This window comes from Pseudalkalibacillus sp. Hm43 (assembly GCF_051842935.1).
Classification (GTDB): Bacteria; Bacillota; Bacilli; order Bacillales; family Fictibacillaceae; genus Pseudalkalibacillus.
In genome coordinates this window covers 1132302-1150400 of the sequence record NZ_JBPXRR010000001.1, presented here as the reverse complement: position 1 = coordinate 1150400, position 18099 = coordinate 1132302, and the positions used below count along the sequence as shown (strand labels likewise).

The window sequence follows — 18099 nt, the reverse complement described above, 5'->3', positions numbered from 1 at the left end:
ACACAAAAATGCCTGCACCATCTGTTGTGGTACAGGCATTCAACCTTTAAGCGATACTTGGAAGTTCAATCGTAAATCGATCGTCATAATCATCGTAATCCATTGTCATTTTTTCAACGAACCAGACTTCATGTGGCCGGACAAAAAATTGGATACCGTCAATTTCTTGAACATAGTCGTCTTCCCCAGGCAAACCTCGTTCTACTCCAATGCATAGACCTGCTTCACTCCCAGCATATCGGCAAAACAATTGTATGCCATCCCCATTCTTCAAGCCTAGTTCTTCCTTATATAACTTTACAGCCGGACTTGTTATAGAGAACATCAGATTATCCACCCCTCACCCGTTGTTATACAACAGTATACCAGAGTTTCATTCTGATGCAATACAAAGACAAGCCTGATTTGAAAAAATATTCAAATCAGGCTTGTTATCAATGTTTACGCTTTTTTTCGTTTTTCAATTTATCGGGAGTTACATCATTTCCTTCCGGGTCGACGACTTTAATCGACTTCAGTTGGTTTTTGAAACCTCCGCGGAAAGCCTTGAGATATTCTGCTCTCAGTTTTTGTTGTTCGTCCTTCTCTTTTGGACTAAGTCCTTCAGCTTTCGATTTTCTTGCAAGTTCATTGATCCGATCTATTTTTTGTTGTGAAAGCATATCGCTAAACTCCTTTAACCAGATTCATTTTATAAGTGTAACGTATTTCGATTCATATTTCTAATTTTGTGCATCCACATATTCTTGATACCGCCGGTGGACTGTTGCTTTAGAAATATCAAACCCTAATCCGTTAAGAGTCGTCGCGATTTCCTTAAATGTCAACTCAAGCTGCCTAAGCCTTACAATTTCTTCGATGGGGACTTCCTTGCGTTCTCGTCCACCTTTTGTCAAATTGGACAGGTTCCGTTCAGGTCGATAGCCTTTGTTGACTGCTCTTCTCATTCCTCGTTTGATCTTTGCATTATGTAACTTCCGTTGATAGTCTTCTACTAGGCTCACGATTTCAAGCACCATTGAATCCGCTTCTGTAAGTTGGATTTCCCCTTGCTCACTGATCGTATAGCATTTTACACCATATTTTCCCAGTGTGTGAAGAATGGCGATTTTGGCACTTCCCCTGCCGATCCTCGTTTCGTCTTGTACTAGTAAAACATCCGCATAGCCTTCTTTTGCTAGATCCATTACTTGAAGCATGCCGTCTCTTTCAATCTCAAAACCGCTTTTCATTTCTTGGATGACCTCTATAATTTCAAAATGAAACTCGGCTGCGAGTTGTCTAAGCTCCATTTCTTGACGCTCGAGAGAAGATGCTTGTGTTTCTTTTTCTGTGCTGACTCTACAGTATATGACTGCTTTCATGTAATTCCCTTCACTTCTGTTCGGTTATTTGGATGCAATCTGGTTCATATCCAATTTAACAGGGATCGTGACCGTTTGTCCCGGTTGGAGGCTTTCTGCTTGTACACCATTATTTTTCTCTACCCAATTCACGAATGCTTCAGCTGTAAAAGTATGATCTTTTTTATATTTGGAGGATAAACCCCAAAGCGTATCCCCTTGTTCAATCTTGATCTTCACGTATTCTGCTTCCGCTTCAGAGTTCGCTTTTACGAGTGAATAACTTCCCATTATTGAGACAATCACAATCAATACAATTACGAAAGACCAACCGTTCTGTCTTTTCATTACAAATCCCTCCGATACGAATATCTGTTCTCATTTGATAAATTCATTGTAATAAGAACGCCTGTTCTTGTCAACCGTTTTTCTCGAACTTATGTTTGTATGTTCGCCGAACACATGATATACTTAATGCAACAAACGAGGAGAATTGAGGTGGACAGAATGAAACTATCACGCCGGCAACAAGACATATTGAATTACATAAAGTTTGAAGTGAAACATAAAGGATATCCTCCTTCTGTCCGTGAGATCGGGGAGGCAGTTGGACTCGCATCCAGTTCGACCGTTCATGGACATCTATCACGTCTTGAGAAAAAAGGGTTGATTCGTAGAGACCCTACCAAACCTAGAGCGATCGAAGTCATTACAGAGGATATGGATACGACCATACCGAAGAGCGAATCGATCAATGTTCCTGTCATTGGTAAGGTAACTGCTGGTCAACCTATCACGGCTATCGAAAACATAGAAGAGTATTTCCCTCTACCAGATCATATGGTAGGAGATGACAATGTATTCGCATTAGTTGTCCAAGGTGATAGTATGATAGAAGCTGGAATCTATGATGGAGACATGGTCATCGTGAAACAACAGTCCACTGCCATCAATGGGGATATCGTCGTAGCTATGACAGAGGAAGATGAAGCGACAGTCAAACGATTCTTCAAGGAAAGAGATTATGTCCGACTTCAACCGGAAAACGCTTCTCTGGAACCGATTATTCTAAAAAATGTATCTATACTAGGAAAAGTCATTGGAGTCTATCGAACCATACACTAGATTCCGTGGTAAGGAGGAGTGCGGATGATCCGCACTCCTTTTTTTATTGCATATGTTGTGCGTATACACTCTACAACTTAAGCTCTAAAACTTTTCATTCCTATGACCGTTCCACTTCATTTACAAATGTGTGAAAATAAAGATATGAAAAGCAGCCTATTCAATGTTATTTCAATGGAGGTGTTGTACATGAATGAATTGTTCCGGAAGAGGATTGGAATTTCGAGCCAGGAAACGGTTGATTTCCATAACCTGGAGCAGGTACTCCAAAACTTATCAAGGACCATTCCTTTTGAAAACATACGCATCATGCAAAATAAGACGCAACCTCTGACAGAAGATTACCTGATTGACAAGCTTCTAATAAATGAAGAAGGTGGACTTTGTTATGAACTGAATCCTTTACTTTATCTATTCTTGATTGAAAATGGTTTTGAGGCGTATATGGTGCGTGGAGTCGTTCTGAACGGTGAACCGCTCGGAAGAACCCATGTCGCCATTCTACTGATTCATAACAGCAAAAAATATCTTGTCGACACTGGTTTTGGTGGTAATCTGCCATTGAAGCCGGTCCCTTTGAGTGGTGAGAAAGTGACGTCTTCCAACGGGGAATTCTTTGTGAAAAAATCAGAAAACGATCTGGGAGATTATACGCTCGAACTAAAATTGAAGCATAAAGATAAAGACTGGAGAGCAGGTTACACTTTTGATTCGACGGAACAGATCGAAGATGTCACAGCGTTCAACGATATACAAAAAACAATCATTGAACATGAAAAATCGCCATTCAACAAAAACCCTCTGTTAACCCGATTGACTGAGAATGGGAGAATTACATTAACCGATACCACCCTGACCCGATGGGATCATGGTCAGCACGAAAAGGTTGAAGTCAAACCCAATCAATTCCAAGAGTTATCAAAAAAACACTTCAAATTGGATACCGAAATGATGGAATAATAAAAGGGATCACCTGAAATGGTGATCCCTTCTCTCTTATCAGACTTAGAAAAATTGTCGTGGATTGATAGCATTGGATTTGCTCATATTCCATTGACCTTTATGAATTTCAAAGTGTAAGTGCTGTCCAGTCGATCTTCCTGTATTCCCCATAATTCCAATTTGCTGTCCTTTTTGGACAGATGCACCGTTTCCAACATTACGACTTCTTAAATGAGCGTAAACGGTTGTGTATGTTTGTCCATTGAGATAGTGGGCAATAAAGATGACATTTCCGTAACTGCTAGAGTAGTAGGATTTGATGACTGTCCCTGACGCAGATGCGACAACTGGAACTGTCCCACCACGCGCAATATCGACTCCAGGATGCATGCTTCCCCAACGAGGACCGTAACCGGATGTGAAATATCCAGCCGATGGTTTCATGAACAAGCTGCTTGAAACAGATGGTTTCTTAACAGCCGGTTTGCTGCTGGTTGAATTGCTGTTTGAAGAAGAATTACTGCTCGATTGGCTTGAAGACGATTTCTTTGCAGCCGCTTTCTCTTTTGCCGCTCTTTCAGCTGCTGCTTTTCTTGCCGCAGCTTCTGCAGCTGCCCGAGCTGCTGCAGCCCGTCGCGCCTCTTCTTCCTGTCGGCGTTTTTCAGCTTCGAACGCAGCTTGCTGCTTCCTTAGAAGATCCTGTTCATCTTCCAACTTACCAAGCTCTTCATGCATGTGCTTTTCTTCTTCTTTCAAGTCGCTCAAGAGTGCATTCTTACGATCGACTTTTTGCTTCAAGCTTGCCTTTAAACTTTCTAATTCTTTCATTTGTTGATTCAACTGCGCAAGTTCTTTTTCTACTTTCTGCTTCGTTTCTTCTAGTTTCTGTTTATCATTCTTATGTGCCTCTAAAATCTCTTTATCTTGCTCCGCAATTTCATTCAATGCGAATATACGATCAAGGAAGTCTCCAAAACTTTTGGACCCAAGTATAACCTCTATGTACTGGACAGTACCTCCATTTTCATACATCGCTGTTACTCGTTCCTTGAGCATTTTATCCCGTTCTTCAATCCGTTTTTTCAGAACGGCAATTTCAGCTTTCAGTTTTTCGATTTCTTCTCTCGTTTTTGCTATGTCTTTCTCTTTTTGATCAATTTTGGTTTCCGTCTCGCCCATTTGTTGATCAAGCTTTTTGATTTCTGCATCAAGAAGGTCTTGATTGTGTTTGATCTTTTCAATCTCTTTTTTGGTTTGATCTTGTTCTGATTTATTCTCTTCACGCTTTTCTTTTACATCATGAATCTTATCCTTCAACGACTCGGCTCGTACAACATCGTCGCCTATAAAGCCGAATCCACCTAATACCAAGCTCGCTGAGGTCAATACCGCAATGGTTGCTTTTCCTTTCAATCTTTCTCCCCCATTTATTTAAATGATCATAGAAATCATGTCAGATTTTGAACTTTTTTGTCCCTCTATACAATACTAAAAAATCCCACATAAAAATATAGTCAAATAGTACAAAGAATTGGTTAGCTTATCCATTGCAGGCCATGAACCATTGTTAAATAAGGGGAAAACAGAAAAACCCTGGACCAAAAATAGGTCCAGGGTACTAGTTGATTAATATAGTTGGATATACTGTTCACGTTCCCAAGGGTGGACTTGCGTACGGAACATATCCCATTCGATCTCTTTCAACTCGATGAAGTGTTCTGTAGCGTGTGCACCTAGAGCAGAAGTGATGACTTCGTCTCGTTTGAAGAGTTCTAGTGCGTCCTTCAATGTTGCTGGAAGGTCACGGATTCCTGCTTCCTCACGTTCCGCTTTATCCATTGCATAGATGTTGCGGTCGATTGGTTTCGGTGCTTCCATTTTGTTCTTGATGCCGTCCAGGCCTGCTGCCAACATCGCTGCCATCGCCAAGTATGGATTTGCAGCAGGATCGACACTACGTACCTCGATACGAGTACTGATCCCTCTTGAAGCCGGGATACGGATGAGTGGACTACGGTTACGCATAGACCAAGCTACATAACAAGGTGCTTCATAGCCCGGAACGAGTCTCTTATAAGAGTTCACTGTCGGGTTGGTGATCGCTGTAAATGCTTCAGCATGTTTCGCAATTCCAGACAAGAATTGCATGGCCGTTTCACTCAATTGCGTTTCTGTATTTTCATCAAAGAAAGCATTGTCTTTCCCTTTGAATAAGGACATGTTCGCATGCATTCCAGAACCATTCACTCCGAAAAGTGGTTTCGGCATGAACGTCGCATGAAGACCATGCTTTCGTGCGATTGTTTTGACGACTAATTTGAATGTTTGGATGTTATCACACGTCGTGACAGCATCTGCATATTTAAAGTCGATTTCGTGCTGACCAGGTGCAACTTCGTGATGGGAAGCTTCGATTTCAAAGCCCATGTCCTCAAGCTCAAGGACAATATCACGTCGGCAGTTTTCACCTAAATCGGTAGGAGCAAGGTCGAAGTATCCACCCTTGTCATTCAACTCAAGAGTAGGCTCACCTTTTTCATCGTTTTTAAATAAGAAGAATTCCGGTTCAGGTCCAATGTTGAAGTCTGTAAACCCAAGGTCTTCCATCTCTTGCAAGATTCGTTTCAAGTTTGCACGAGGGTCACCTTCAAATGGTGTACCATCCGGATTATAGATGTCACAGATCAAACGTGCGACTTTCCCTTTTTCAGAAGTCCAAGGGAATACGACGAAAGTATCAAGGTCTGGATACAAATACATATCTGATTCTTCGATTCGGACGAATCCTTCAATGGAAGATCCATCAAACATCATTTTGTTGTCAAGCGCCTTCTCTAATTGACTTGTAGGAATTTCGACGTTCTTGATCGTACCTAGCAAGTCAGTGAATTGCAAACGGACGAATCGTACATTTTCTTCTTTCACCATTTTGAAGATCTGGTCTTTTGAATACTTCGAACCCATGTTTTGTTTCCTCCTAATTTTTTAAATGAATTTTTCATTGCATATACAAGTAAATCGCATTGCCTCAATTAAAGAAACGTGATAGTTCTCCCTGGATCAGTGAAGTCTTTCCGAAACGCCCCGCTTGATATAATTCTTTCTTCAAGTACTTATGGATTTCTCCTTCAGTCGGTTCTTTCTTATAGTGGGGCTCAGGAGCCTGAATTCCTCGTTCCTTCATTTCAAATACTTCTCGGATTCCAGCCAGGTTGATACCACGCTCCAGAAGAGACTTGATCTCAAGCAGCCGATCGACATCATTGAATGAAAACATTCTCCGGTTACCTTCGGATCGTGCCGGTGTAATCAGGCCGTTTTCTTCATAGTAACGGATTTGTCTTGCGGACAGTTCTGTCAACTGCTTTACGATACTTATGGGAAATAGAGGCATGTTACGTCTTACGTGATCTCCCATATCGGTCCCTCCCTCCTGCTGAATTACTATAAGTATATGCTATTGTTATGTTTTGTGTCAAACATATGTAAGAAAACCTCACATATTTTTTTGAGCATAGAAAAGGGAGTGTTTTTTCCACACTCCCTTTAAAACATTCCCTATATCAGAATCTTTAAACCACTTTTTGTCATTTCCTTTACAGCAGATGTGACGGCGATTTTCACATGCGAATAGGTCAATCCACCTTGAACGTATGCTTCATATGGCGGTCGGATCGGACCGTCTGCCGACAACTCGATACTTGACCCTTGTATGAAAGTGCCAGCAGCCATAATCACATCATCCTCGTATCCAGGCATATAACTTGGGTGAGGTACGACATGAGCATTCACTGGCGATGCTTTTTGGATTTCCTGGCAAAACTTCACCATTAATGAAGCTTCATGAAATTTTACGGACTGAACGAGATCTGTTCTCGGTGCGTTCCAAGCTGGTGTCGTATCAAAGCCCAGTTCACCGAGAAAGGCTGCTGTAAAGACGGCGCCTTTCAACGACTGGCTGACCACATGTGGTGCTAGGAAGAATCCTTGATACATGTCGAGTAATGTATCAAGAGAGGCACCCGCTTCTCTCCCTAAACCAGGTGAGGTCAGACGGTATGCACATAACTCAATCAGATCTTCCCTACCTGCAAGATACCCACCGATTTTCGCCAACCCGCCACCTGGGTTCTTAATGAGCGATCCAGCCATCAGGTCTGCTCCTACTTCTGTCGGTTCTCGATCTTCTACAAACTCTCCATAACAATTATCCACAAAAACGATGACATCTGGTTTTATCTTTTTCACAAACGAGATCGCTTTTTGGATTTGTTCTATGGTGAAAGAAGGTCGATCGGCATAGCCTTTTGATCTTTGGATCCCAATCATTTTCGTTTGGGAATGGATCGAATGACGGATTGCATCAAAATCCATTCTACCCGCTTCCGTCAAGTCAACGGATTGGTAAGAAATATCGAATTCTTTTAAAGAACCTTTACCGTCCCCACGGATTCCGACAATCTCTTCCAACGTATCATATGGTTTCCCAGTGATGTATAAAAGCTCATCTTTAGGTCTTAGGACACCTGATAGCGCAATCGATATAGCGTGGGTGCCAGAAATGATATGTGGTCTAACGATTGCCGCTTCAGCTCCGAATACATCTGCATACACTTTCTCCAGTACATCACGTCCAGTATCGTCATACCCATATCCTGTAGATGGAGTAAAATGAAAATCACTCACCTGATGATTCCGAAAAGCATCTAACACTTTCTGTTGGTTGAAAAGCTCGATACGCTCGATCTCTTCATGAATCGATTTGATTTTTTCTTCAATTTTTTCCGTTAATGTGGATAGTCTTTCTTCGTTGCTGTTCTCATCATATACGTTCATTCTTAATTAGAGTCTCCCTGTTCGTTCAATGTTTGAATCCGGTCATAGATCGGAAGAGTCGGATGGACAAAACCTTCACATACGTAGACATGTGCTTCTTCGTCCCACTCTCTTCTGTTCAGGATCGTCAAACGCTGCAATTCACTCAACAACTTTCCATCATGAGAAGGAACCGAAACCTGATAATGTACCATGGAGGATTTGATCGTCTCTTCCATCGAATTCAAGAGCTTTTTCGCGTCTTCTTCTCGGAAAGCAGATACATTCAACGATTGATATTCTGTCAATGCTTCATGCTCTAGATCACTTTTGTTGTAAACCGTGAGGACTGGGATTTGATCCGCTCCAAGTTCTTTCAATAAACCAACGACCGTTTCCTGATGCTCGTCCCGATTTGGATCAGCAATATCGACCATATGTATGATCAAGTCCGCCTCTGTCACCTCTTCAAGTGTCGACCGGAAAGCTGCGACGAGTCCAGTCGGCAAATCCTGTATGAAACCTACTGTATCTGTGAGCAACGTCAACATCCCACTCGGTAGCTTCAGCTTCCTTGTCATCGGATCAAGTGTAGCGAACAATTGGTCTTCCTGATACGCATCAGCATCCGTCAATACATTGAACCAGGTTGATTTCCCCGCATTTGTATAACCTACCAATGCAATTTGATAAGCTTGGTTCGTCTTTCTCCGTTCACGGTATCTTTGTCGATGAGAGGCGACAGTCTTCAATTGGTTCTTGATATCTGTAATTCGGTTGCGGATATGTCTCCTGTCTGTCTCTAGCTTCGTTTCACCTGGTCCTCTTGTCCCGATACCACCACCAAGTCTTGAAAGTTGGGTACCTTGTCCAGATAACCGGGGTAACAAATACTCAAGCTGCGCCAATTCCACCTGTAGTTTCCCTTCCTTGGACTTGGCTCGCTGAGCGAAGATATCGAGGATCAATTGTGTACGGTCGATGACTTTGACGTCCCACGCTTCACCCAAATTGCGCAGTTGACTCGGTGACATTTCATGGTTGAAAACGACAAGATCGACTTCAATTTCTTCTATAAGAGATTTTATTTCTTCTACTTTCCCTTTTCCGATCAAGGTTGCTGGATGGAACCGTTCCCGCTTTTGGCTCACTTCCATAACCGGATCTCCCTGAGCTGTTTTTACCAATGCGGCGAGCTCGGACATAGAAGATTCAAAAAGGGTGTCGCTTCTGTCCTGCAACTGACACCCTACTAATAATGTTTTTTCTTTTTCAATCGGTAATCCTGCCAATCTATTCCCCTGCCTTTTTTCAGTACAGAATGCTCATTCTATTGCATTCATCTTATCAAATTCAGGGGGTTTCTGCTAGATGGAGGTCTCTCTCTGTCAACAAGATTAAATAATCCCGATCCACCCTACCTTCTTTCAATAGCCTCATGGACTGTTTCCGCATCGATTTCTCTAACAGATTGCGGATATATCGACCATTGGAGAACGTGCTTCCTTCTCTTGACCGAACGGATTGCAAATGGGAGCGAAGCTTTCTTTCTGCATCCAATGACAGTTTATATTCACGATCCTTAATCATCCGTTTTGCAATTTCCATCAATTGATCGACTGTATAATCTGGAAAGCTGACGACAACAGGGAACCTTGAAGGCAAACCAGGGTTCAAAGTGAGGAAGTGATCCATTTCATTCGAATAGCCAGCTAGAATCAGGATAAAATCATTCTGTTGGTCTTCCATCGCTTTTACAAGCGTATCTATAGCTTCCTTACCGAAATCTTTTTCACCACCGCGTGCCAGAGAATAAGCTTCATCAACGAATAAAATCCCACCAAGGGCTTTCTTGACCAGCTCCCTCGTCTTTTGTGCGGTATGTCCGATATATTCACCAACCAGATCCGCTCGTTCCGCTTCAATCAAGTGCCCTTTGGAGAGTACGTTCATATCATGAAACAGCTTACCGATCATCCGCGCGACAGTGGTTTTTCCAGTACCCGGATTACCTTTGAACATCATATGAAGCACTTGCTTCCCTGTCTTCAGGTTGGCAGTTTCTCGACATTTATTTATATAGAGCCACGCATAGATTTCATTGATCAATTCCTTCAATTCATCCATTCCGACAAGAGCTTCAAGTTCTTTCTGGATACTTTTGAGTGGTGCGTGCTTTTCGCGTCCTTTTGCATCAGTTAGCCAGTCGTCTTTTGTCATAGATGAAGGAGAGCCCGAACTAAGCACGACGTTGATCTGGCTTTTCGTGTTTCGACTGATCGCCTGTTGCATGAACCTTCACCTCACTTTCAGATTCTTGTGTATTATACGCCCAGTAGCAGAATGTGTGACAAATGCCTATGAACCACTCATATACTAATTAAAAAGACCCTGGTTTTACAGGGTCATTTTTTGATATCCGGTAATCGGTGTCGATCCAAATATTCTTTTGAAGGGTTGGATTTGCGGATTTGCAGGTCTTCGTTAGGCTTGATATGGCTGATCATTACGCCTAGACCGTTATAAATATCAATCTCTTCGGTCATTTTATTATTTTTGATGGCGGTGCCCCACTCATCCAATGTACGGATATGCTCTGGATTTGCCGTCACCAAAGCGTTCGCACCATGACTATGGCTACTAAGCCGTTCATATACGGCTTTTACCGTTTCGTTTTCGCCAGCCCCTTTTTCAAGCTGAATGCCAACAACGATGTAGATGCCACTTACGATCGCTCGAGCACTTTCCACTCCATTCACCTGCTCAGTCAACTCGACAAGCTCTTTCGCGTTTGCAGATTCTGCTGATGTTCTTTTCACAATCGGTGTATCTTCTAAGTTGTTCTTGTTGGTCCGGAAGTTTTGTTCTGTAGGGTTGCTGTAATTCTCTTGCCCCTCTTCAGCATCGATATAATTACATGCAGCTAAGAAATGAAGGACGAAGAGAACGGTGAGTACTTTCTTGAACATCCAATCCACCTCGATGATTTTTTTCTTAGCGTGTGAGTTTTCCTTTATGGTTATGCATTTTCATCTTCCTCACACGTGCTATAATGGAAACAAATGACTCCAAGGTGGTGGAAAAGGCATGAATACTGAGGAAACACCGAAAAACACGATCGACTTCATTCTGGATTTGGAGAAACGGGGAAAGCGTCCCTCAACGGTCAAACGGTATCAATATGACCTGGAAGATTACCTTGCATGGATCCGCGTGAACGACTTGTCTTATGAAGATCCGAAAGTCTTCACGACAACCTTCATACAGACGTATTTCGATTTTTTGAGTGAAGAACGAACGTATTCATACCGGACGTTGAAACGAGTCTTTAGTGTTTTGAAACAATATCACCATTACCTTAATTTACATAATAAAATTCCGAGCAACCCCGTAAACGATATCCAGTTGCACAGCCTTGCTGAAGAAGGATTCTCTGAAGAAATGTTCATCAAGGACGCGGAAAGTGAACGGTTGATGGAAATCGTACCAACAGCGGAAGGTCTTACGGAAAATCAACAAAAAGCCTATCCATACCTGGCAAAAAGGAATTTGGCACTATTCACCCTGCTGTTAAACCATGGACTGACATTGCATGAATTATGCTCGATCGACATGAGGCATGTTTCCTTCATACAAAAGGAACTGAAGGTGGAAACGGATGAACCGTCAACCCATCGGACCATCAATCTCTCCAAAAAGGATAGTGAAATACTTTTCGCCTATTACGAGTCCATCCCTGTTTCAGTCCGTCCTGCGCAGTACAGTGCAGATCCATTTTTCGTGGCGTTCGATTTTAAGCGACTGACCTATCGTTGGAGTTATGAGGATAATCGACCGAAGCGTCTGACGGAAATCGCGATCCAAAAGATGATCCGCCAAGAAGTAGCCCGTTCTGGTTTGCGGAAAGGGATTTCAGCCCAACATTTCAGAAGAACCGCTATCCTCCACGCCCTCTTATCCAAACAAGAGAACGATTATATCCAGTACCATTTCGGAATGAAAACACCACTGACATTGAAACGGTACTTGGAATATGTTGAGGAAATGAATTCGCCTATTTCGTAAAACCAAAAAAGGATTGACCGCACGCGGTCAATCCTTTCCTTATTTACATCCAGGCAGGGTACCTGGAGATGGATTAATTATTTTGATTGTCAGAGCTGAATTCGACTGGACGTTGCGGAGTGAAGGTGGAAATGGCATGCTTGTAAATCAATTGTTGTTTCCCGTCTGATTCGAGGACTACTGTGAAGTTGTCGAATCCTTTAACCAGCCCTTTAAGCTGAAATCCGTTCAATAAGTAGACTGTTACGAAAACATTTTCTTTTCTTAGGGTGTTTAAGAATTGATCTTGAATATTAATGGATTGCTTCATGTGTATAGGCCTCCTAAATAAACGTTCATACATTAATTCGATTCAAGTTGTAGCTTTCCTGCCACATAACGCAAAATAGATGGAATTTTTTCATCAATCGTTCCACCCGTTACATCAAACCATTCCACATCCATCTGATGCCGAAACCAAGTCAATTGACGTTTTGCGTATCTTCTCGAGTTTCGTTTCAGTGTGACGATTGCCTCATCCAGTGTACAGTTTCCTTCGAAGTAATCATAAAGTTCTTTGTAGCCGATTGCCTGAACAGCTTGTGTGTTTCGTACGCCTGCCTCATAAAGCGCTTGTACTTCTTCAAGCAAGCCCTCTTCCATCATCAAATCCACGCGATGGTTGATGCGATCGTAGAGCTCTTCCCGATCCATCGTCAATCCAATCGTAATTAACTCGTATGAGGATACCTGATGTTCATGGGAATGCTCTTGATCCAAACTGCCATTTGTATGGATGATCTCCAATGCTCTGATGACCCGGCGAACGTTATTCGGATGGATTTGGGCTGCCCGCTCTTCATTTTTTTCTTTCAGCAGATCATGAAGGGCTTCAGCTCCTTTTTCTTCACCAAAACGTTCTAGTTCTTCACGATAGGCAGAATCAGCAGTAGCATCCGAAAACTGATAATCATGGGTGACGGACCGGATATATAAGCCAGTCCCGCCCACCATGACGGGAAGTCTCCCTTTTTCATGGATCTGATGGATCACTCTTTTGGCATCCACCTGATATTCAGCTGCTGAATAGTCTTCAAAAGGACTTTTGATATCAAAAAGGTGATGAAGAATTCCCTCTTTTTCCTCTTCTTTTATTTTTGCTGTACCGATATCCAGATCTTTATAGACTTGCATCGAATCACTGTTGATGACTTCCCCACTGAACGCCTTCGCGATTTCGACGCTCGTCTTCGTTTTGCCCACTGCCGTCGGTCCTACAATAACAACTAAGGGTGACTTCATCCATCCTACCTCCAACTAACGTTACATAACCCGTTTGAACATCTTTTCCATTTCATACGTCGTGAATTGGATGATGATCGGTCTACCATGCGGACAGGTGAACGGGTCTTCTGATTTTCTCAACGTATCAATCAACGTGATCATTTCATCGTTTCTCAAATGCCGGTTCGCTTTGATTGAGCCTTTACATGACATCATGATCGCTGCATCTTCCCTGAGCTTTTTGATGTCTGTTTTCTTATCGGCCAGAACTTGATCGATGATTTCCTGTATGGTCTCCTTCTCTTCCCCGCTCGGGAACCATTGAGGATGAGAGCGGACGATGAACGTGTTACCACCGAACGGTTCTAAAAAAATACCGATCGTGGACAGCTCTTCTTCATGTTCCTTAAGGATGGTCGCTTCCGTATGTGTGAATTCAAAAGTGAGCGGAACGAGAAGTTCTTGGACTTCATGCTCATACATCCCCACTTTTTCCCTGAAATACTCGTACTTGATCCGTTCCTGGGCAGCATGTTGGTCGATGATGTACATCCCTTGATCATTTTGAGCGATGATATAGGTTCCATGTACTTGTCCGACCGGATACATCGTCGGAACTCGTGAACTAACCGGTTCTTGTTGTTGAACCGTGTCCTTCACAGGCTCCTTTTTGATCAGTGGTTCCCCCTCATCGAAAACATAACCTTCCTCAGGTTCTTTGGAGACCGATTCCTGATGATGTTTCCATTCGGTACTGGTGAAATCGGGTTGATCGTGTTCCACTCTTGGAGGAGTGAATGAAGGAGTAACCAGATCATCTTTCTGTTGGAATGATGCCAGCCTCCGTTCTATGTCCTCCCTGGACGTATCAAATGAAAAACTAGATTGCTCGGTCTTCGGTTTGGATACATGACTTTTTCGAGAAGCATGAGGAATCAATTCAGTCTGTTTGAGCGCGTTTTTGATTCCTGTTTCGATCGCTTCTGAAAGTTCTTGTTCTTTACTGAATCTCGCTTCTAGTTTTCCAGGATGTACATTCACATCTACCAAGATCGGATCAAGTTCAATTGAAAGAATGACAATCGGATGACGACCGATCGGTAGCAACGTATGATAGGCGCGCTCGATCGCTTTATAGATCTTATAATTCTTGATGTATCGCCCATTGATGAATAAAGAGACATATTGACGGGATGCACGAGTGATCTCCGGTTTCACAGCAAAGCCTTTGATCTCATAGTCCAACGTTTCATTTTCGACCGAAATCATTTTCTTAGCAACAGACATCCCATAGATGGCAGCAATGACTTGAAGAAGATCGCCATTCCCTGGTGTTTTCAATACGGTTTTCCCATTATGTTTCAAATGGAAAGCCACTTCAGGGTGTGCCATTGCCTGCCTGTTGATTACGTCTGTTATGTTTCCCAATTCAGTATGGACGGTTTTCAAATGCTTTAGTCGTGCAGGTGTATTATGGAAAAGGTGTGTCACCTCGATGGTCGTTCCTTTTCGACTGTCGGACTTCTTCTGTTCGACCACTTTTCCGAAATGGATCGAAACCTGATCCCCTGCATCTTTCCCGGTGGACGTCTTCAAATCGACTTTGGAGACGGATGCGATACTTGGTAAGGCTTCACCACGAAAACCCAACGTACGAATATGGAAAAGGTCATTCTCATCCTGAATCTTACTTGTTGCATGGCGTTGAAAAGCTGTCAGAAGATCCTCGCTCTCGATCCCGTCTCCATTATCGATGACGATGATTCTGGATAAACCGCCTTCTTCGACTTCAACGTCGATGCGTGTGCTGTTCGCATCAATGGCGTTTTCGACCAATTCTTTCACAATGGAGGCTGGCCGTTCGACCACTTCACCCGCTGCTATCTTATTGGACAAAAGGTCATCTAGCTGTTTGATTTTGCCCATTTAGATTCCTCCTGTTTCTCTTGTTTGATCGACAATTGCAGCTCATAAAGTGCATTCATCGCTTCAAGAGGCGTCATCGAAAGAAGCTCCATATTCTTCAACTGATCGATGACAGGGTGATGTTCGATCTTCTTCTGGGTCTTTACAGAGGGTGCTTCCGGTTCGAAGAGAGACAGCTGCCCTTCTTCATGCACTTTTGATTCCGCCTCTTTTTTCGCAGGACGTTCTGTATGGTTTGTATCCGATTCGAATTCAGTAAGCAATTCATTCGCACGTTGAATAAGCTTTTCTGGCAGTTGAGCAAGCTCTGCCACATGGATTCCATAACTTCGATCGGCTTTACCATCTTCGACCTTGTGCAAGAATACGACTTTGCCCTCTTCTTCGATCGCTTTGACATGAATATTATGCAATCGATCCAGCTCATTCTCCAAAACGGTCAGTTCATGGTAATGAGTGGAGAAGAGCGTTTTTGCACCGATATGGTGATGGATGTATTCAATAATGGATTGTGCTAGAGACATGCCGTCATAAGTGGATGTCCCTCTACCAATCTCGTCGAGCAACAACAAACTCTTGTCCGTTGCATGGGTGAGCGCATATTGCGTCTCCATCATTTCGACCATGAATGTACTCTGTCCACCTGCCAGGTCATCCGCAGCTCCAATCCGTGTAAAAATTTGATCGAAAATCGGTAAGGTTGCTGACTGTGCTGGTACGAAACAACCGATTTGTAAGAGTATCGATGAAAGAGCTACCTGTCTCATATACGTACTTTTACCGGCCATGTTCGGTCCTGTTATGAGTAGGACCTCTCTCTCCGGATCCATATTGACGTCGTTCGATACGTAATCCTGGCGATCCATCATCTGTTCAACGACCGGATGTCTGCCTTCTTCGATTCGAATCGTCCCTTCTCGGGAGATGATCGGTCTACAATATTGTCCCTCTTCACTCACTACCGCAAAAGCTTGCAGCACATCAATCTCGCTGATCTGTTTGGCTAGTTTTTGCAAGTGTGGTATGAACGCCTTGACTTGTTCACGGATTTCTAAAAATAGTTGGTATTCCAGTTCGACTGATTTCTCTTCCGCTGATAGAATGATGTCTTCCTTTTCTTTCAGCTCTGGCGTAATGAACCGCTCAGCATTCGCCAATGTCTGTTTCCGCTCATACCTTTCCTCGTCTATGAGGTGAAGGTTGCTTTTGGTCACTTCGATATAATAGCCGAACACTCGGTTGTAACGGATTTTCAAAGAACGGATCCCTGTCCTCTCCCGTTCGGATTGCTCAAGTGAGGCAATCCACGATTTCCCGTTTACACTTGCATTCCTGTACTCGTCCAACTGTTCGTTGTATCCGCTCTTGATGATGTTACCTTCCTTAATTGAGATTGGAGCTTCTTCATGAACTGATGCTTCCAATAACCGTTCAAGATCGACACAAGGGTCCATCGCCTCTGAACGACTCGTCAACCCAGGGTGGTCCATATCCAATAGACGATCTTTCAACGTCGGGATATTTTGAAGTGAACGTTTCAGTTGAATAAGGTCCCTAGCATTCACATTCCCGAAAGCGACTTTACCGGCCAATCTTTCTAAGTCATACACTTCCGTCAATTGCTCACGGATCTGTTCTCGATTGAAAAACTGCTTCATGAACGTCTCGACGATCGATAGGCGTTCTTCGATCGGTTTTGAATCGAGCAAAGGCTGTTCAATCCATTGCTTGAGCATCCTTCCACCCATCGCGGTGACCGTCTTGTCCAACAACCATAGTAGTGAACCCTTCTTTTGCTTTTGTCGGAGCGTCTCAACGAGTTCGAGGTTCCGTTTTGAATTCGGGTCGATTTTCATGTAGGAAGTGGTCTCGACATATTCGAACTCCTGCAGATGATCAAGTGCTCGTTTCTGGGTTCTCACGAGATAGGAAAGCAGCTGTTTGCCTGTTTTTTGTAGATCCTCCGTTCCTAACGTAGTGATGATACTATGTAAACTTTCAGGAACTTCTATTTCCCGTTCATTGGAAACTGTAAATTGATAAAGATCCCTCAACATGTTCACTTGGTCTTCAGCTATATTACCTGGTACGACAACCTCTTTGATCTCTAACGATTGAAGCTCTAAGCATACAGACTTCCAATCTTCCTTGAGAATTTTCACAGAGTTCTGACCCGTCGAAAGGTCGCAGGTCGCTATTCCATAGCCTTCAGAGAGCGGGGTTATGGAAGCGATGAAGTTGTTCACCTTTTCATCCAACATCGCGCCTTCCATCACTGTACCTGGCGTAATCACCTGGACGACATCCCGTTTGACGACACCTTTTGCGACTTTCGGATCTTCAACTTGTTCACAAATCGCAACTTTGAAACCTTTTTCAATAAGCTGCGCGATATAATTCGGAGACGAGTGATGGGGGACGCCACACATCGGAATGCGGTTTCCTTTTCCCCCGTCTCTGCTTGTTAATGTTATTTCAAGCTCTTGTGACGCTCGTAATGCATCGTCAAAGAACAATTCATAGAAATCTCCTAATCGAAAAAATAAAAAGGCATCTTCATAGTCTGCCTTAATCGATAAATATTGCTGCATCATTGGAGTATACTCAGCCATGTCAGTCC

The 18099-nt window shown here is 43.1% G+C and carries 18 protein-coding genes; 3 read left to right on the top strand and 15 right to left on the bottom strand.

Annotation, left to right across the window (positions count from 1 at the left end):
• Nucleotides 1-46: 46 nt before the first annotated feature.
• The 4 genes from ACSVDE_RS06065 to yneA form a co-directional block, all read right to left on the bottom strand.
• Nucleotides 47-325: a hypothetical protein gene (locus tag ACSVDE_RS06065; protein ID WP_439300040.1), complete on the bottom strand. Its 279-nt coding sequence runs from the start codon at nucleotides 323-325 to the stop codon at nucleotides 47-49.
• A 109-nt stretch (nucleotides 326-434) separates the two neighbouring features.
• Complete coding sequence (locus ACSVDE_RS06060) at nucleotides 435-662, bottom strand: DUF896 domain-containing protein (RefSeq protein ID WP_439300039.1); 228 nt, start codon at nucleotides 660-662, stop codon at nucleotides 435-437.
• 60 nt (nucleotides 663-722) lie between these two features.
• On the bottom strand, nucleotides 723-1364 hold the full coding sequence (locus tag ACSVDE_RS06055) for a YneB family resolvase-like protein (protein ID WP_439300038.1): 642 nt from the start codon (nucleotides 1362-1364) through the stop codon (nucleotides 723-725).
• A gap of 24 nt (nucleotides 1365-1388) precedes the next feature.
• Entirely contained in the window at nucleotides 1389-1691 is a 303-nt protein-coding gene (gene yneA / locus ACSVDE_RS06050; protein WP_439300037.1) for a cell division suppressor protein YneA, read from the bottom strand.
• Nucleotides 1692-1850: 159 nt separating this feature from the next.
• Between yneA and lexA the strand changes: the two genes are divergently transcribed.
• Both lexA and ACSVDE_RS06040 read left to right on the top strand, forming a co-directional pair.
• Complete coding sequence (gene lexA / locus ACSVDE_RS06045) at nucleotides 1851-2468, top strand: transcriptional repressor LexA (RefSeq protein WP_226550280.1); 618 nt, start codon at nucleotides 1851-1853, stop codon at nucleotides 2466-2468.
• 189 nt (nucleotides 2469-2657) lie between these two features.
• Nucleotides 2658-3428: an arylamine N-acetyltransferase family protein gene (locus ACSVDE_RS06040; protein WP_439300036.1), complete on the top strand. Its 771-nt coding sequence runs from the start codon at nucleotides 2658-2660 to the stop codon at nucleotides 3426-3428.
• A gap of 45 nt (nucleotides 3429-3473) precedes the next feature.
• On the opposite strand, the gene ACSVDE_RS06035 is transcribed toward ACSVDE_RS06040, so the two are convergent.
• The 7 genes from ACSVDE_RS06035 to ACSVDE_RS06005 all read right to left on the bottom strand — a co-directional run bounded on the left by ACSVDE_RS06035 (nucleotide 3474) and on the right by ACSVDE_RS06005 (nucleotide 11194).
• Nucleotides 3474-4823 carry a murein hydrolase activator EnvC family protein gene (locus ACSVDE_RS06035; protein ID WP_439300035.1) on the bottom strand — a complete coding sequence of 450 codons (1350 nt, stop codon included), beginning with the start codon at nucleotides 4821-4823 and terminating at the stop codon, nucleotides 3474-3476.
• Between the two features lie 213 nt (nucleotides 4824-5036).
• Complete coding sequence (glnA, locus tag ACSVDE_RS06030; RefSeq protein WP_439300034.1) at nucleotides 5037-6374, bottom strand: type I glutamate--ammonia ligase; 1338 nt, start codon at nucleotides 6372-6374, stop codon at nucleotides 5037-5039.
• 64 nt (nucleotides 6375-6438) lie between these two features.
• Nucleotides 6439-6828, bottom strand: coding sequence for a MerR family transcriptional regulator (locus ACSVDE_RS06025; protein ID WP_439300033.1), 390 nt, complete (start codon nucleotides 6826-6828; stop codon nucleotides 6439-6441).
• Nucleotides 6829-6968: 140 nt separating this feature from the next.
• Complete coding sequence (locus tag ACSVDE_RS06020; protein WP_439300032.1) at nucleotides 6969-8246, bottom strand: aminotransferase class I/II-fold pyridoxal phosphate-dependent enzyme; 1278 nt, start codon at nucleotides 8244-8246, stop codon at nucleotides 6969-6971.
• 2 nt (nucleotides 8247-8248) lie between these two features.
• Nucleotides 8249-9517, bottom strand: a complete 1269-nt coding sequence (gene hflX, locus ACSVDE_RS06015; protein ID WP_439300031.1) for a GTPase HflX — start codon at nucleotides 9515-9517, stop codon at nucleotides 8249-8251.
• A 61-nt stretch (nucleotides 9518-9578) separates the two neighbouring features.
• Nucleotides 9579-10517, bottom strand: coding sequence for a stage V sporulation protein K (gene spoVK, locus ACSVDE_RS06010; RefSeq protein ID WP_439300030.1), 939 nt, complete (start codon nucleotides 10515-10517; stop codon nucleotides 9579-9581).
• Nucleotides 10518-10630: 113 nt separating this feature from the next.
• The gene (locus ACSVDE_RS06005) at nucleotides 10631-11194 is read right to left on the bottom strand and encodes a YhcN/YlaJ family sporulation lipoprotein (RefSeq protein WP_439300029.1); all 564 of its coding nucleotides are present in this window, start codon (nucleotides 11192-11194) and stop codon (nucleotides 10631-10633) included.
• 118 nt (nucleotides 11195-11312) lie between these two features.
• Here ACSVDE_RS06005 and ACSVDE_RS06000 point away from each other — a divergent pair, with 118 nt between their 5' ends.
• Nucleotides 11313-12290, top strand: coding sequence for a tyrosine-type recombinase/integrase (locus ACSVDE_RS06000; RefSeq protein WP_439300028.1), 978 nt, complete (start codon nucleotides 11313-11315; stop codon nucleotides 12288-12290).
• Nucleotides 12291-12363: 73 nt separating this feature from the next.
• Here the strand turns inward: ACSVDE_RS06000 and hfq are convergent, their stop codons facing one another.
• The 4 genes from hfq to mutS are packed head-to-tail and all read right to left on the bottom strand — an operon-like array spanning nucleotide 12364 to nucleotide 18091.
• Nucleotides 12364-12600 (bottom strand): RNA chaperone Hfq, encoded by a 237-nt coding sequence (gene hfq / locus ACSVDE_RS05995; protein ID WP_226550334.1) that lies wholly within the window; start codon nucleotides 12598-12600, stop codon nucleotides 12364-12366.
• A 32-nt stretch (nucleotides 12601-12632) separates the two neighbouring features.
• The gene (gene miaA / locus ACSVDE_RS05990; RefSeq protein WP_439300027.1) at nucleotides 12633-13571 is read right to left on the bottom strand and encodes a tRNA (adenosine(37)-N6)-dimethylallyltransferase MiaA; all 939 of its coding nucleotides are present in this window, start codon (nucleotides 13569-13571) and stop codon (nucleotides 12633-12635) included.
• A 21-nt stretch (nucleotides 13572-13592) separates the two neighbouring features.
• The gene (gene mutL, locus ACSVDE_RS05985) at nucleotides 13593-15479 is read right to left on the bottom strand and encodes a DNA mismatch repair endonuclease MutL (protein WP_439300026.1); all 1887 of its coding nucleotides are present in this window, start codon (nucleotides 15477-15479) and stop codon (nucleotides 13593-13595) included.
• A complete protein-coding gene (mutS, locus tag ACSVDE_RS05980) occupies nucleotides 15458-18091 on the bottom strand; it encodes a DNA mismatch repair protein MutS (RefSeq protein ID WP_439300025.1) in 2634 nt (877 codons plus the stop codon). The genes mutL and mutS overlap by 22 nt, the downstream gene beginning before the upstream one ends.
• Between the last annotated feature and the right edge of the window lie 8 nt (nucleotides 18092-18099).

Excerpts from the sequence above, each read along its gene's own strand:
- ACSVDE_RS06000 (WP_439300028.1), top strand. The coding sequence starts at position 11,313 with ATGAATACTGAGGAAACACCGAAAAACACGATCGACTTCATTCTGGAT.
- ACSVDE_RS06060 (WP_439300039.1), bottom strand. The coding sequence starts at position 662 with ATGCTTTCACAACAAAAAATAGATCGGATCAATGAACTTGCAAGAAAA.
- mutL (WP_439300026.1), bottom strand. The coding sequence starts at position 15,479 with ATGGGCAAAATCAAACAGCTAGATGACCTTTTGTCCAATAAGATAGCA.
- yneA (WP_439300037.1), bottom strand. The coding sequence starts at position 1,691 with ATGAAAAGACAGAACGGTTGGTCTTTCGTAATTGTATTGATTGTGATT.
- ACSVDE_RS06040 (WP_439300036.1), top strand. The coding sequence starts at position 2,658 with ATGAATGAATTGTTCCGGAAGAGGATTGGAATTTCGAGCCAGGAAACG.
- ACSVDE_RS06055 (WP_439300038.1), bottom strand. The coding sequence starts at position 1,364 with ATGAAAGCAGTCATATACTGTAGAGTCAGCACAGAAAAAGAAACACAA.
- ACSVDE_RS06065 (WP_439300040.1), bottom strand. The coding sequence starts at position 325 with ATGTTCTCTATAACAAGTCCGGCTGTAAAGTTATATAAGGAAGAACTA.
- ACSVDE_RS06005 (WP_439300029.1), bottom strand. The coding sequence starts at position 11,194 with ATGTTCAAGAAAGTACTCACCGTTCTCTTCGTCCTTCATTTCTTAGCT.
- ACSVDE_RS06025 (WP_439300033.1), bottom strand. The coding sequence starts at position 6,828 with ATGGGAGATCACGTAAGACGTAACATGCCTCTATTTCCCATAAGTATC.
- hfq (WP_226550334.1), bottom strand. The coding sequence starts at position 12,600 with ATGAAGCAATCCATTAATATTCAAGATCAATTCTTAAACACCCTAAGA.
- mutS (WP_439300025.1), bottom strand. The coding sequence starts at position 18,091 with ATGGCTGAGTATACTCCAATGATGCAGCAATATTTATCGATTAAGGCA.
- ACSVDE_RS06020 (WP_439300032.1), bottom strand. The coding sequence starts at position 8,246 with ATGAACGTATATGATGAGAACAGCAACGAAGAAAGACTATCCACATTA.
- glnA (WP_439300034.1), bottom strand. The coding sequence starts at position 6,374 with ATGGGTTCGAAGTATTCAAAAGACCAGATCTTCAAAATGGTGAAAGAA.
- lexA (WP_226550280.1), top strand. The coding sequence starts at position 1,851 with ATGAAACTATCACGCCGGCAACAAGACATATTGAATTACATAAAGTTT.
- miaA (WP_439300027.1), bottom strand. The coding sequence starts at position 13,571 with ATGAAGTCACCCTTAGTTGTTATTGTAGGACCGACGGCAGTGGGCAAA.
- spoVK (WP_439300030.1), bottom strand. The coding sequence starts at position 10,517 with ATGCAACAGGCGATCAGTCGAAACACGAAAAGCCAGATCAACGTCGTG.